General features: G+C 60.9%; 12 protein-coding genes. 7 read left to right on the forward strand and 5 right to left on the reverse strand.

The genetic code is table 11. The annotated features are described in order from the left end of the window. Positions 1-23: 23 nt before the first annotated feature. Genes AT959_RS09275 through AT959_RS09285 form a run of 3 tightly spaced genes read right to left on the reverse strand, consistent with a single transcriptional unit; the run spans position 24 to position 3,152 of the window. Complete coding sequence (locus AT959_RS09275) at positions 24-572, reverse strand: NADH-quinone oxidoreductase subunit B family protein (RefSeq protein WP_066882696.1); 549 nt, start codon at positions 570-572, stop codon at positions 24-26. Between the two features lies 1 nt (position 573). Then, a complete protein-coding gene (locus tag AT959_RS09280; protein ID WP_066882697.1) occupies positions 574-1,272 on the reverse strand; it encodes a 2Fe-2S iron-sulfur cluster-binding protein in 699 nt (232 codons plus the stop codon). Further along, positions 1,269-3,152, reverse strand: a complete 1,884-nt coding sequence (locus tag AT959_RS09285; RefSeq protein ID WP_066883046.1) for an NAD(P)H-dependent oxidoreductase subunit E — start codon at positions 3,150-3,152, stop codon at positions 1,269-1,271. The genes AT959_RS09280 and AT959_RS09285 overlap by 4 nt, the downstream gene beginning before the upstream one ends. 318 nt (positions 3,153-3,470) lie before the next feature. Here AT959_RS09285 and fabI point away from each other — a divergent pair, with 318 nt between their 5' ends. The 7 genes from fabI to AT959_RS21100 all read left to right on the forward strand — a co-directional run bounded on the left by fabI (position 3,471) and on the right by AT959_RS21100 (position 11,845). After that, a complete protein-coding gene (gene fabI / locus AT959_RS09290; protein WP_066882698.1) occupies positions 3,471-4,280 on the forward strand; it encodes an enoyl-ACP reductase FabI in 810 nt (269 codons plus the stop codon). 87 nt (positions 4,281-4,367) lie between these two features. Then, complete coding sequence (locus AT959_RS09295; RefSeq protein WP_240481800.1) at positions 4,368-4,946, forward strand: hypothetical protein; 579 nt, start codon at positions 4,368-4,370, stop codon at positions 4,944-4,946. A gap of 71 nt (positions 4,947-5,017) precedes the next feature. Then, positions 5,018-5,503, forward strand: a complete 486-nt coding sequence (locus AT959_RS09300; RefSeq protein WP_066882700.1) for a protein-tyrosine phosphatase family protein — start codon at positions 5,018-5,020, stop codon at positions 5,501-5,503. 100 nt (positions 5,504-5,603) lie between these two features. After that, the gene (locus tag AT959_RS09305; protein ID WP_066882701.1) at positions 5,604-7,022 is read left to right on the forward strand and encodes a bifunctional enoyl-CoA hydratase/phosphate acetyltransferase; all 1,419 of its coding nucleotides are present in this window, start codon (positions 5,604-5,606) and stop codon (positions 7,020-7,022) included. 1 nt (position 7,023) lies between these two features. Next, positions 7,024-8,205: an acetate/propionate family kinase gene (locus AT959_RS09310; protein WP_066882702.1), complete on the forward strand. Its 1,182-nt coding sequence runs from the start codon at positions 7,024-7,026 to the stop codon at positions 8,203-8,205. A 231-nt stretch (positions 8,206-8,436) separates the two neighbouring features. Further along, positions 8,437-11,316 carry an adenosylcobalamin-dependent ribonucleoside-diphosphate reductase gene (locus AT959_RS09315; protein WP_066882703.1) on the forward strand — a complete coding sequence of 960 codons (2,880 nt, stop codon included), beginning with the start codon at positions 8,437-8,439 and terminating at the stop codon, positions 11,314-11,316. 265 nt (positions 11,317-11,581) lie between these two features. Further along, positions 11,582-11,845 carry a hypothetical protein gene (locus tag AT959_RS21100; protein WP_157651264.1) on the forward strand — a complete coding sequence of 88 codons (264 nt, stop codon included), beginning with the start codon at positions 11,582-11,584 and terminating at the stop codon, positions 11,843-11,845. Positions 11,846-12,045: 200 nt separating this feature from the next. Here the strand turns inward: AT959_RS21100 and AT959_RS09320 are convergent, their stop codons facing one another. Together AT959_RS09320 and AT959_RS09325 are read right to left on the reverse strand one after the other, a co-directional pair. After that, complete coding sequence (locus tag AT959_RS09320; RefSeq protein ID WP_083518314.1) at positions 12,046-13,329, reverse strand: HlyD family type I secretion periplasmic adaptor subunit; 1,284 nt, start codon at positions 13,327-13,329, stop codon at positions 12,046-12,048. Positions 13,330-13,524: 195 nt separating this feature from the next. Continuing rightward, positions 13,525-14,067, reverse strand: a complete 543-nt coding sequence (locus tag AT959_RS09325) for an NUDIX domain-containing protein (RefSeq protein ID WP_066882705.1) — start codon at positions 14,065-14,067, stop codon at positions 13,525-13,527. Between the last annotated feature and the right edge of the window lie 55 nt (positions 14,068-14,122).

Genomic DNA, 14,122 nt, shown 5'->3' on the forward strand with positions numbered 1-14,122 from the left:
GCCATTCCATGACGCGGCCGAATTCAGTCGTAATGCATCAAACCGTGGCCCAGCGACGGCTCGCGGCCGGCCAGCAGGTCGGTCAGCACTTTCCAGATCGCGTCGGCCGATGGCGGGCAACCGGGGATGAAATAGTCGATCTTCACCACTTCATGGATCGGGTGCACCTTGTTCAGCGGCAGCGGCAGTTCCGGGTCGTTCGGGATCATGCCGTTGGCCAGGCCCGGGCTGGTGTGATAGACCTCTTCGAGGATAGTGGTCAGCGGCAGGTGGTTGCGCTGCGCCGGCAGGCCGCCATTGACCGCGCAGGCACCGAGCGCGATCAGGATCTTGCAGTTCTGGCGGAACTCGCGCAGGACATGCACGTTCTCGGCATTGCACAGGCCGCCCTCGATCAGGCCGATGTCGGTGCCCGGGCTGACCGTCTTGATATCGGTCAGCGGCGAGCGGTCGAACTCGATGTGTTCGAGCAGCGTGAACAAGCGCTCGTCGATATCGAGGAAGGACATGTGGCAACCGAAGCAGCCGGCCAGCGAGGTGGTCGCCACCCTCAATTTGCGGTTTTCGCTCATCTCAGCGTCCCTCCGTCGTTTCGGAAATCGGCGCCTTGTCGTACTTGCGCTCGCCGATCGGCACCGCGAAACCGAGCCGCTTGGGCAGGATGACACCGACCGGGCAGACCTGCGCCGCCTTGTCGGCCAGCGTGAAGTCGGTGTCGGCCAGGCGGCCGGATTTGGCATTGACGATCAGGTGCGTCTTGATGCCACGCCCAGACAGCGCAAAAACGTTCTTGCCATCGACGTCGCGGCTGGCCCGCACGCACAGCGAGCAAAGAATGCAGCGATTGAAGTCGAGCAAAACATCGGGATGCGAGGCGTCGACCGCCCGACTCGGGAAAAAATGGTCGAAATGCGGGCTCATCATGCCCAAGTGATAGGCCGTCGCCTGCAACTGGCAGTTGCCGCTCTTCTCGCAGGAGGGACAGAAATGGTTGCCCTCGACGAACAGCATCTGGGTCAGCGCCCGGCGCTCACCGTTGATTTCCTCGGTCTCGCTCTCGACCACCATGCCGGGCAAGGCGCGCATCGTGCAGGAGGCCGTCTGCCGGCCATTGACCTTGACCGTGCACAGCTTGCATGAGCCGTGCGGCTTGAAGTCCGGGTGGTAGCACAGGTGCGGAATGAAGACCCCGGCCGCGTCGGCGGCCTGCAGGATGGTCTGGCCCTCGGCGAAGGGAATGGTTTTGCCGTCGAGCGTGAAGGTATGGCTCATGCTGCACCTCCATGTGTGCTGGAGAGATGGGCGCCGGCATCGTCGCGCCCGGTCATCTGCCGCGCTTCGGCCAGCGCCCGGTCGAGGTCGAAGGCCGGCGTGAAGTCCTGCTGCGTCATCCGCTGCTCGTAGGCCGGCCGGAAGCGGGCAATGGTGTCGAGTACCGGATTGCAGGCGGTATGGCCGAGACCGCAATGGCTCATCGCCTGCAGCAACTGGTTCAGTTTCTCGATTTCGGCGAAGTCGTACGGTGAACCGACACCGTTGTGCAATTTATCCATCAGGTTCTTGAGCAGCGACGTGCCGACCCGGCACGGCGTGCAGAAGCCGCAGCTTTCATGCTGGAAGAAATGCACATAGTTGCGGGCCACCTCGAACATGTCGCGACTGTTGTCGAAAATGGTGAAGGCGCCGGCCGTCGGAATATCCTCGAAGCCGATGACGCGGTCGAATTCGGCCGGCGCGATGCAGACGCCGGACGGACCGCTGACCTGCACGGCCTGGGTATCCCTGGCACCACAGTCGTCCAGCACCTGGCGAATGCTGACGCCGAATGGGTACTCGTAGATGCCGGGCCGCTCGCAATCGCCGGACACTGAAAGCAGCTTGGTGCCGGCCGAATGTTTGGTGCCGATGCTGGCGTACCAGTCACCGCCATTGAGCGCGACGAGGGCGGCGGCGGCGAAGGTTTCAACGTTATTGACGATGGTCGGCTGGTCCAGGTAGCCGTTGGTCACCGGGAACGGCGGCCGGTTGCGCGGCGTGCCGCGCTTGCCTTCGAGCGACTCGATCAGCGCCGACTCTTCGCCGCAGACGTAGGCGCCGGCGCCAAGATGGATCTCGATATCGAAATCGGCCCCGGGCAAGCCGAGAATGTCGTTGCCCAGTACTTTTTCCCGCCGCCGGCGTTCGAGCACGGCAGTCAGCGGTTCGAGCAGGTAGCGGTATTCGCCGCGCAGGTAAAGGAAGCCACGGCGGGCGCCGATGGCGTAGGCCGCCGCCGTCATCCCTTCGAAGACCAGATCGGCATGCGAGGTCAGCAGCACGCGGTCCTTGAAGGTACCGGGCTCGCCTTCGTCGGCATTGCAGACGACGAAGCGCTCCTGGCCGGGCTTGAGCGGTGCGTTGCGACAAGCTTCCCACTTGATCCCGGTCATGAAGCCGGCGCCGCCGCGGCCGCGCAGGTTGGCCCGCTTCATGTCGTCGAGCATGGCGATCGGCCCACCCAGTCCGGACGGCAAACCTTCGCGCCAGGAGCGCATGTTGGAGGCCATCAGGCCATCGCTCGGCGCCCGCGCCCGCGCCGCCCGCAAGGCATCGCCCGGCGCCATCTGGGCGGCGAGCAGCACGTCGGCCCGCCGCACATTGTCGTCCACCCGGAAGTAGTCGGCCGGCCACTCGGCCAGCGGTACCTTGTTGCGGATCAGTTCGGCGATTTCATCGACCAGTCCTGCGGTCAACCGTGGAATGGCGTAATTATTGACCAGCAGGCCCGGCCCCTGATCGCACATGCCGGTACAGGAGGTGATATCGACGCTGAGCAGGCCGTCTTCCGAGACCTTGCCGGGTTCGATCCACAGGCTGCTGCACAGGCGCTCCATCAGTGCGACGCTGCCCTGCATGCGGTCGGTGACATTGTCGGAAAACAGGATGCGGTACTTGCCGCGCGGCTGGGTGTAGAGGAAGGCGTAGAAGCCGGCGACACCTTCGATCTTGGTTCTCGGCACGCCGAGTACCACTTGCAGGCGATCAATCGCTTCCGGCGGCAACCAGTCACAGGCCTCCTGGACTTCACGCAGTATCTGCAACATGCAGGTCGGATCTCGCCGATAACGGGTAGCCACACGATCGACAATCCCGGCTACCGCTTCGGCATGCATTTCGTTGAGTGCCACTTCAACCTCCCGAAAACTGCCCATGACAAGTCAAAGATTAGCACTATTTAATGCAGGGTTATTGCGGCAGATCAAACAGCGCCCCGGCCGTTGCTGATAACGATGCCAACACCCCGCCAAGTGGCGCCGACACGTGCTGCGGCAAGCAAAAGCACGCCATCGGAATGTCAACAAACCGCAACAGGAATGTGCAACAATAATGTTGCATCACAGCATGCATTAGTACCCATTAATGCATGTTCACCAGCCAATAATGGTGCACCGCATCAGTTTCTGGCCCCCCTTTACGGAAGGAAGAACAGCATGACCACAACAACCGAACAATCCCCCCTCGTGCACACCAATCAGGTCTTGCCGCTGGCCGGCAAGAAGGGTCTGGTCACCGGCGTTGCCAATGACAAGTCGATCGCCTTCGCCGTCGCCAAGGCGATCCGCGAACTGGGCGGCGAAATCGCGCTGACCTACCAGAATGACAAGACCGCCAAATACACCCAGCCGCTGGCCGAGGCACTGGGCGCCAAGCTCTTCCTGAAGCTCGATGTCACCGAAGAAGGCAGCCTGGAATCGGTCATTGAAAAATGCGGCGCCGAATTCGGCGAAATCGACTTCGCCATTCACTCGATGGCCTTCTGCAACGCCGACGACCTGCACGGCCGCGTCATCGATACCACCGAAGCCGGTTTCGACGCGGCGATGAACGTTTCCTGCCACAGCTTCCTGCGCATGGCCAAGGCGCTGGAGCCGCTGATGGCCCACGGTGGCTCGCTGATCACCATGTCCTACCTCGGTGCCGAGCGCGTCGTCCGCAACTATGGCGTGATGGGCATCATCAAGGCAGCGCTTGAATCGTCCGTCCGCTACATGGCCTACGACCTCGGCCCCAAGGGCATTCGCGTCTTCGCCGTGTCGCCCGGCCCGATCATGACCCGCGCCGCTTCCGGCATCGCCAACTTCAACACGCTGCTCGAGAACGATGCCGAGAAGGCCCCGCTCGGCCGCACCGTGACCATCGACGAAGTCGGCGCCCTGACCGCCTTCCTGTGCACCGCCGGCTCCTCCGGCATGACCGGGCAGACAATCTACGTTGACGCTGGCGCCCATATCGTCGCCTAAGCAGTCAGTTCAAGCAGCCGCGAGGCGCAGTCCGACTGCGTCTTTGCGGTATGCTTTGGTTTCAGATGTTCCCGTATGGTGCAGCCAATGGAAACCAATTGCGGCACGATCATCGCCGACCCGGTCCCGGATCACCCGCTGCTCAATGGCAGGCAGGAGATCGGCCGCGGCGAAAACACCATTGTCCTCGATGGCGATGTGGTGGATGGGCAGGAGAGAGTCTTCAAGGTCCTCTCCTCACCGACCGACTATGCCTATTACACGGCTCCCGACCGCCCGACCGGCCATCACTTCCCGGTTGTCTATGCCGACCACGGCACCGCCGGCCGTTCCAGTCGCGGCTTTCCCTTTCATATCGTCGAAGTGGAAAAGCTCTACCCCCTGCCCGGCGGCGGCGACGCGGCGGACGTCGCGACCAAGATTTCGACCTCCTACTTCGATGCCTGCCTGATGTGGCGCAACCTGGCCCAGGACATGGGACGCATCGCGCTGCACCACCTCGTCGTCACCCCGATGGGCTGGACCGATACGGTCAAGGACTCGCTGAAGGCGCTGGAAGACTTTTCCAGCGAATACGGCGCCCTGCCCGACCTGATCAAGGCCGACAACCTGATGATGCGCAAGGATGGAACCCTGGTCTTCTCTGACCCGGTTTTCATGGAATGAGCACCGTCCACCGCAGCCCTCGGATTTTTCTTGCCACATAACGCAATTTTCACCACTGGCCTCGCCGGATCATGACCATCAGCCAAATTCATTTCGCCTCGCGCGAACACGCCGAGTCACTCGCCGGCAATCCCTTGATGGCGGTGATTTCGATCACCGACCCGGGCACCCCGGAAGCCAAGCTCGATCCGATGTTCAACCACGTGCTGCGCCTGGCCTTTTACGATGCCGTGCCGGCCGACGAATATCTGCCAGCCCCCATGCCCGGCCTGTTCAATCACCTGATGGCGCGCCAGATCGGCGATTTCGTCAAGGAATTGCAGGCGGCGCCCTTCCCGATGTCGGTCATGGTGCATTGCGAATATGGTGTCAGCCGCTCGGCCGCCGTCGCCCTTTTCGTCGAGGCTTATTCCGGCGCCCCGCTGCATGCCCGGGAATTCACCTTCGAGGCCAACCAGTGGGTCATCGATCGGCTGTCGGCACTCCATCCCAAACTGCAGATCGACATACCGCCCCAAACCGCGGTACAGGAACGTCGCGTCGCCCAGCGCGACTGATTTGCACGGCCTCGGCGCATTGTTTGCTGCGCCGCAGCATAATATACTGGGGGCCAGTTTCCGGACCTCCTGGTCCATGTCTTTATTGGGGAGCCAGACCATGCATGAGAGTAACGAGCAACGTTTACTCGTCAACCGCACCTACGACGAAATCCGGATCGGCGACGCCTCGAATCTGACGCGCACCCTGATGCCGGAAGACGTCAAACTGTTTGCGATCCTGACCGGCGACGTCAACCCGGCCGTCGTTGACCCGCAATACGCCGAAAGCGGCATGTTCCGCGAAGTCATGGCGCACGGCATGTGGAGCGGCTCGCTGATTTCGACGGTGCTGGGTACACAGTTTCCCGGCCCCGGCACCATCCTGGTCGACCAGACGCTGCATTTCGCCCGCCCGGTGACCATCGGCGACACCATCACCATCACGGTGACCGCCAAGCAGAAATTCGATCACAACAAACACGTCATTTTCGATTGCGTCTGCACCAACCAGGAAGGCCTGCAGGTCGTGCGCGGCACGGCCGAGGTCCTGGCGCCGACGGAAAAAATTTCGCACATGCAGGCGGTGCACTTTCCGGCCATCCGCATCGACGACAAGCACGAGCGTTACAAACACCTGCTGTCGCGCGTCAAGGGTCTGGAACCGATCCCGACCGCCGTTGCCCATCCCTGCGACTGCGAATCCCTGCGCGGGCCGGTCATCGCCTTCCAGGAAGGCATCATCGAGCCGATCCTGGTCGGTCCCGAGTCGAAAATCCGCTCGGTGGCCGAAGAGTTCGGCATCGACCTGCACGGTATCCGCATCGTCAATGCCGCGCACAGCCACGACTCGGCGGCGATCGCCGTTTCGCTGGTGCGCACCGGCGATGCCGAAGCCCTGATGAAGGGCAGTCTGCACACCGACGAGCTGATGGGCGAAGTCGTCTCGCGCGCCAACGGCCTGCGCACCTCGCGCCGGATCAGCCACGTCTTCCTGATGGATGTGCCGACCTATCACCGGCCGCTGCTGATCACCGACGCGGCGATCAATATCGCACCGACCCTGGAAGAAAAAGTCGACATCATCCAGAACGCCATCGAACTGGCCCACATCATCGGCATTCCCGAACCCAAGGTCGCGATCCTGTCGGCGGTCGAAACGGTGAACCCGAAAATCCAGTCCACATTGGATGCGGCTGCCCTGTGCAAGATGGCAGACCGCGGCCAGATCCGGGGCGGCATCCTCGATGGCCCGCTGGCCTTCGACAATGCCGTGTCCATCGTTGCCGCCAAAACCAAGGGCATCAAGTCGGCCGTCGCCGGCCACGCCGAAATTCTCGTCGTGCCCGACCTCGAATCCGGCAACATGGTCGCCAAGCAGCTCGAATACCTCGCCAACGCCCTGACTGCCGGCATCGTGCTCGGCACCCGGGTGCCCATCGTCCTGACCAGCCGTGCCGACTCGGCGGAAACGCGTACCGCCTCCTGCGTCATCGCCGCCCTGATCGCCCATAACAACCGTAAAAAAGGAGCTGTCTGATATGCAGCAAGGCATTCTCACCATTAACGCCGGCTCGTCGTCGATCAAGTTCGCGCTCTTCCCGCTGACTCGCCCGATTTCGCCAGAAGCCGAAGTTTCCGGCCAGATCGACGGCATCGGCGCCGAAGTCACCAAATTGGTTGCCAAAAACCGGGCCGGCGAACGGATCGCCGATCAAACCCTGAGTGGCGAGCGGGTCAATCACGACCAATCGTTTGACGCCATGCTCAAATGGTTCACCGCCAGCCATGCCGACTGGGAAATCGTTGCCGTTGGCCACCGTGTCGTGCATGGCGGCGATCTCTACTCGCAACCGACCATCATCGACAGCCAGGTGCTCGATCACCTGACCAGCTTTACGCCGCTCGCCCCGCTGCATCAGCCGCACAACGTCGCCGGCATTCGCGCCTTGCAGGCCCTGCTGCCCAAAGTGGCACAGGTTGCCTGCTTCGATACCGCCTTCCACCGCAGCCAGTCCGGCGTCGCCCAGATGTTTGGCCTGCCGCGCTGGGTCACGGCGGAAGGGGTCAAGCGCTACGGGTTTCACGGCTTGTCCTACGAATTCATCGCCCGCGCCCTGCCCCAGCATTCCCGGCGCGCCGAAGGCCGTGTCGTCGTTGCCCACCTCGGCAACGGTGCCAGCATGGCGGCCATGGTTGGCCGCAAATGCGTCGCCACGACACTTGGCTTCTCGACTATCGACGGCTTGGTCATGGGCACCCGCTGCGGCGCCCTCGACCCCGGCGTTGTCCTGCACCTGATGGAAACGAAAGGCCTGAGCGTCAAGGACATGACCAAAATGCTCTACAAGGAATCCGGCCTGCTCGGGGTTTCCGGCATCTCCCAGGACATGCGCACCCTGCTCTCCAGCGACAAGCCGGAAGCGCAGGAGGCCGTCGAGCTGTTCTGCTATCGCATCGCCCGCGAACTGGGCTCGCTGGCCGCCGCAGCAGGCGGCCTCGATGCCCTGGTCTTTACCGGTGGCATCGGCGAGCATGCCGCGGAGGTGCGGCGCCGGGTCTGCCTACAGTCCGACTGGCTCGGCATCCGCCTCAATCCGGAAGCGAATGCCCGCCATGACCTGCATATTGGTGCCGGCAACAGCAGCGTCGATGTGCTGGTCATTCCGACCAACGAGGAGTGGATGATGGCTCATCACGCACAAACGCTACTCGCCCTTTAAGCAAAAAATTTTCAGCCGCAGGCCCCGGCCCCGAGAGGTGCCGGGGCCTTGTTTTTTCGGGGTTTTCAGCAGTATGACAAAACGCTTCCCCGATTGGCACACAACCCCGTATCTAGTCAACGGATTGAATTGACCTACTAGATATAGTAGATTCGGATCCATTCGAAAACTAACAAGCCCGATTAATCAAGCCATGCTGAGGAGCAAAAAGTGAGCCCAGTTGCCGAACAATTGTCCCTGACCGACATCCCCGCCCCGCCCGAATTCGCCCCGCTCCAGGAGCAGGAAATCTCCGGCGAAGTGCTGATCGAAAAGTACGCCAAGGGCAAGGAAGCCAACGTCCATGACGTGCGTCGCCGCGTCGCCTACGCACTGGCTCAGGTCGAGCAGGAAAAGGATCGGGCGCACTGGGAATCGAAGTTCCTGTGGGCCCAGGAAAACGGCTTCATTCCGGCCGGCCGCATCAATTCGGCCGCCGGCACCGACTTGCAAGCCACGCTGATCAACTGCTTCGTGCAACCGGTGGGCGACTCCATTGTCGAAACGACCGACGGCAAGCCCGGCATCTACACCGCTCTGGCCCAGGCGGCCGAAACCATGCGCCGCGGCGGCGGGGTCGGTTACGACTTTTCCAGCATCCGGCCGCAAGGCGCCCACGTCAAGGGCACGCAATCGCGTGCCTCCGGCCCGGTATCCTACATGCGCGTCTTCGACCGCTCCTGCGAGACCGTCGAATCGGCCGGTGCCCGGCGCGGGGCGCAAATGGGTGTCCTGCGCTGCGATCATCCGGATATCGAGGAATTCATCCACGCCAAGGACCACGGTGACCTGACCAACTTCAACATCTCGATCGGGGTGACCGACACCTTCATGGAAGCGGTCGATGCCGATACCGATGTCGAACTGCTGCATCGGGCCGAACCGAATGCCGACATGCTGTCAGCCGGCGCCTACCAGCGCGAAGATGGCATGTGGGTCTACCGCAAGGTGCGCGCCCGTGAGCTGTGGGATCAGGTGATGAAATCCACCTACGACCATGCCGAGCCGGGCATCCTGTTCCTAGACCGGATGAACAAGGACAACAACCTCAATTACTGCGAAGTGATCGAGGCGACCAACCCCTGCGCCGAACAGCCCTTGCCGCCCTATGGCTGCTGCTGCCTGGGTTCAATCAACCTGACGCTGTACGTTCACCACGCCTTCTCCGACAAGGCCGAGTTCGATTTCGCCGCCTTCGAGGAAGTCGTCCGCGTCTCGACCCGCATGCTCGACAACGTACTCGACGCCACCCACTGGCCGCTCGAACGCCAGCAGCAGGAAGCCGCCAACAAGCGCCGTGTCGGCCTCGGCTTCACCGGCCTCGGCGATGCGCTGGCCATGCTCCGCCTGCGTTACGACCGAGTCGAAGCCCGCGCCATGGCGACCCGCATTACCGAAAGCATGCGTGATGCCGCCTATCTGTATTCGGTCGAACTGGCCAAGGAACGCGGCGCCTTCCCGCTGTTCAATGCCGAGCTCTACCTGTCCGGTGGCAACTTCGCTTCCCGTCTGCCGAACGAGGTCAAGGCCGAGATTCGGAAGCATGGCCTGCGCAACTCGCACCTGCTGTCGATCGCGCCGACCGGCACCATCTCGCTGGCCTTCGCCGACAATGCCTCGAACGGTATCGAACCACCGTTTTCTTGGACCTACAACCGCAAGAAGCGCATGCCGGATGGCACGCTGAAAGAATACGCGGTCGAGGACTACGCCTGGCGCCTCTACAAGCACCAAGGCGGCGATGTCAGCAAGCTGCCCGACTACTTCGTCACGGCGCTCGAAATCTCCGCCCAGGCGCATGCCGACATGGTCGCTGCAGTAGCACCGCATATCGACACCTCGATCTCGAAGACGGTTAACGTCCCGGCCGACTATCCCTACGAAGACTTCCAGGATCTCTACATGAGCGCCTGGAAATCAGGTCTCAAGGGTCTCGCCACCTATCGCCCGAACAGCGTCCTCGGCTCCGTTCTTTCCGTCTCCACCGAGCCGGCCAAGACCGACTCCACGGCAGCCGACGCCAAGTCGCCGCAGGACTTCGTCTCCGACGCCAATCGTCGCCTGTCGATCAAGAACCTGCCGGCCCCGGTTCTCTCCAGCCTGCGCTGGCCGGGTCGTCCGAACCTGCCGGAAGGCAATCTGTGCTGGACCTACATGATCGACTCGCCGATCGGCAAGTTTGCGCTGTTCGTCGGCCACGTCGAACCGGAAGGCCGCGCCTGGCCGTTTGAAGTCTGGGCCAACGGTCCGGCCGAACCACGCGGTCTGGGTGCCGTCGCCAAGACCTTGTCGATGGACATGCGCGCCAACGACCACGGCTGGCTGGAAATGAAGCTCGATGCGCTGGCCAAGACGCCGGGCGACTCCTTCGAAATGCCGATGCCGCCGCATGGCGAGCGCAAGCGGGTGCCTTCCGTGGTTTCTGCCATGGCCCAGGTCATCGCCTGGCGTTGCGAACAACTCGGCGCCTTCAAGCACGAAGGTCCGACGCCGGTGAAGGATGCCCTGTTCAGCGCCAAGGAGCCGAAGACCGGTACCGACGGCACGCTGTCTTGGACGGTCGACATCAACAACCCGTCGACCGGCGAAGACTTCGTCCTCGGCCTCAAGGAAATCACGCTGCCAGACGGTGTCACCCGCCCCTACTCGATGTGGCTATCGGGCAACTACCCGCGTGCCCTCGACGGCCTTTCCAAGCTGCTCTCGCTCGACATGCGCGTCCTCGATCCGGCCTGGATCGGCATGAAGCTGCGCAAGCTGATCGATTACTCCGAGCCGCTCGGCGATTTCATGGCCTTCGTCCCGGGCTCCCGCAAGCAGCAGACCTATCCGTCAACGGTAGCCTACATCGCTCACCTGATCATCCACCGCTACTGCATGCTCGGCATCCTCGACGACAAGGGCTTCCCGCTGCAGCAGATGGGCATCCTGGAAGCGCCGGAAGACACTTCCAGCAACAAGGTGCTACCGACCCAGGGCAAGCTCTGCCCGGAATGCGGCAACCACACGATGATCCGCAAGGATGGCTGTGACTTCTGCACCGCCTGCGGCGCGGTTGGAACCTGCGGCTGATCAGCGCACGACACACCAGCAAAAAGCCTGTGGGAACCCCCAATGTTTGCAATTGGGACCCCATAGTCTGCAATTTTGGACCCCATAATTTGCAATTCGAACCCCCCAAAGTCTGCAACTAGGGGGTTAATGAAAGCTCCGAAAACTGAGCAATTTCACTAAAGCGTGTGTCGAGCAATCGACACACGCTTTTTTCATTTCAAACCCACTTGGGAATATCACTTCCCAAAAGGGTGTGGTGTTCCCATTAAATTGGAGAAACACCATGAATGCAGAACAACTTCTTCCTCTTGTTCACAAGGCACATGCCGAAGGAAGGAAATACCTTCCTCCACCAAATCACTTCATCAACGTTGATGAAGTGCTCAAATGGAAGGCTTCATATGAGAAAAAACTACAAGAGGCCAGTAGAAGGCTTGAGCAGTACCGTACCAACCCACATTTTTATGGGGAGGCATCGGGGCTGATTTTGATACGTTCTATCGTCAGATCAGCAGCTCACGACTTCTGTATCTGTGTATGCCGGTGAATTTGAGCAGTTCCCCCGGCGTCATGAGCACGTATTCCACTGCTCGCGAGCATTGCTGAAACACTGAGCAAGGTCGATTTGTTTCAGAGTTTTCGAGTATTTGGATTTATTTATCAAACCCGAAGAATGAACTCCCCGTGGTCTCGGATTGGCGAAGCCAAACGAGCCAGGCGGCAAGCGAAGCGCGGCAGGTAGTGCGCTTACCGTTCTCTGGCCGCTTCGTGCCAGGCCTTCCTGACCGGTGACAGCAGGTACTCCATCACCGTCCTGTCACCCAACCAGATTTCCGCATTCGTCTGCATGCCGGCCGATAGCGTAAAACGTTGTCCATCCATGACCAGCGCCATGTCTTTGAGGCGTACGAGCGCCTTGTAGAGCAAGGGCTGGGTTTTCTTGTTCGGTTCGTTCTGTCCAGCGGCATTGCCATCCGCCGCATCGGCGCTGACATGCTCGACCGTGCCTTCGATCATGCCGTACTTCTGGAAGGGGAAAGCGGCAAACTTGAGTTTTACCGGTTGGTCTTGGCGGACGAAACCGATGTCTTCATTGGACACCCATACCTCGGCCCGTAGGATTTCGTCCTTGGGTACCAAGGTCAGCAGGATGGTACCGGGCTGGACGACGGTACCGCCAGTGTGCGTGGCCAAATCCTTGACCACCCCGGCTTGCGGTGCCCTGAGTTCGAGCAGGCTCTGTTTATGGCTTTGCTTGGCCACTTCCTGGGCCAGTTTGTCGAATTGCCCCTGAATGTCGTTGCGTTCGGCGTGTAGTTGCCGCCGGTAGTCGGAGTCGATTTGGGCGAGTTTCTTTTCCGACTGAAGGATGCTGGCCTTGGCCGATTCGATCAGGAAGCCTTGGGTTTGTAGCTCCTGCTCTTTCTCCAGGCGTTCGCGCTTCTTGTCGCTGCCCATTAGCGAGCCGGCAAAACCGTCCTTGACTAGCTTTTCATAGGCTTGGTCCTGATTACGGTAGTGTGGCAGAACCTCTTCGAGCTTCCGCTTGACCTGTTCGGCGGCCGCCATGTCCTGCTTGGCCTTGATCAGCCGCGAGCGCTCTTCGGCCAGGGCGGCCTCGAGCGCATTGCGGTTGGCTCGATACTGGGCAGCAATTTCCTGGGCGAGTTGCGGCTGGTCGTCAGCGTGTGTCTTGAACGGCTGGCCGGCCAATTCGGCTTCAATACGGCGCAAGGCGAGTCGCTTGCGCTGGTAATCGCCATCGAGGGATTTACTCTCAGCTTCGCTGATCAAGGTATCCATGCGCATCAGTACCTGACCGGCTTGGACGCTCTGCCCTTCCTTGACCAAGATGTCCTTAACGATGCCCGACTCGGCGGGCTGGACGATCTTGACGTAGCTTTCGGGGATCAACTTGCCTTCGGCCACGGCAACGATATCGAGTTTGCCGATCAACGCCCAGAGGACGAGTGTCAGCAGTAGTGCGAGCAGGCTCCATAGCACTTTGCGCCCCAGCGGATTGGGTGGCATATCTTGTAAATTGCAAACTTTGGGGGTTAAGAGTTGCAGAACTAGTGTACCCGGCTCAAGACAAGCGGTTGTTTTGTAGAGAATTGCAATTGCAGCCTATGGCGATGCCCACAAAGCCCCGGAGATTAATTTCTCCGGGGCTTTTTTTCGACTGCTGCGGTCGACGTCCGCAAACGGCAATAATTCAAACCTGGCCTACAAGCGATCCAGCCAGTAAAGTGCGGTAATCGTTTTGGCATCGGTAATGCCGCCGTCCAAAACCGCAGCGCGAGCCGCGCCCGGGGACAGTTCGATGACATCGAGAAACTCGTTGTGATCCAGCTGTTTCTCACCGCTCAGATGCAAGCCACGCGCGACAAAAATCTCGATCCGTTCGTCGGAGTAACCGATGCAGGGATGCATCACCCCCAGATGCCGCCACTCCCTGGCCACGTAGCCGGTTTCTTCCAGCAACTCACGTTGCGCGGTCAGCAAAATATCCTCGCCGGCATCAATCTTGCCGGCGGGAAGTTCCAGAAAGACCCGCCGTAAGGGATAGCGAAACTGCCTTTCGAATAGCAGGTTACCGTTATCGAGCAGCGCCAGCACGACGACTGCGCCCGGATGCCGAATGTACTCACGGATCGACTGCTTGCCGTTCGGCAAACGGACGACATCTTTCCGCACATGCAACAGGGCGCCTTCGAAGACCATCTCCGAACTGACTTCCGACTCGATCAAATGACTGTCATCAAGCATCTTCAACTCCAAAAAAAACGCCCCGTTCGGGGCGTTTTAATAAAACTATCTTCGT

The sequence above is a fragment of the Dechloromonas denitrificans genome, assembly GCF_001551835.1.
GTDB lineage: Bacteria > Pseudomonadota > Gammaproteobacteria > Burkholderiales > Rhodocyclaceae > Azonexus > Azonexus denitrificans.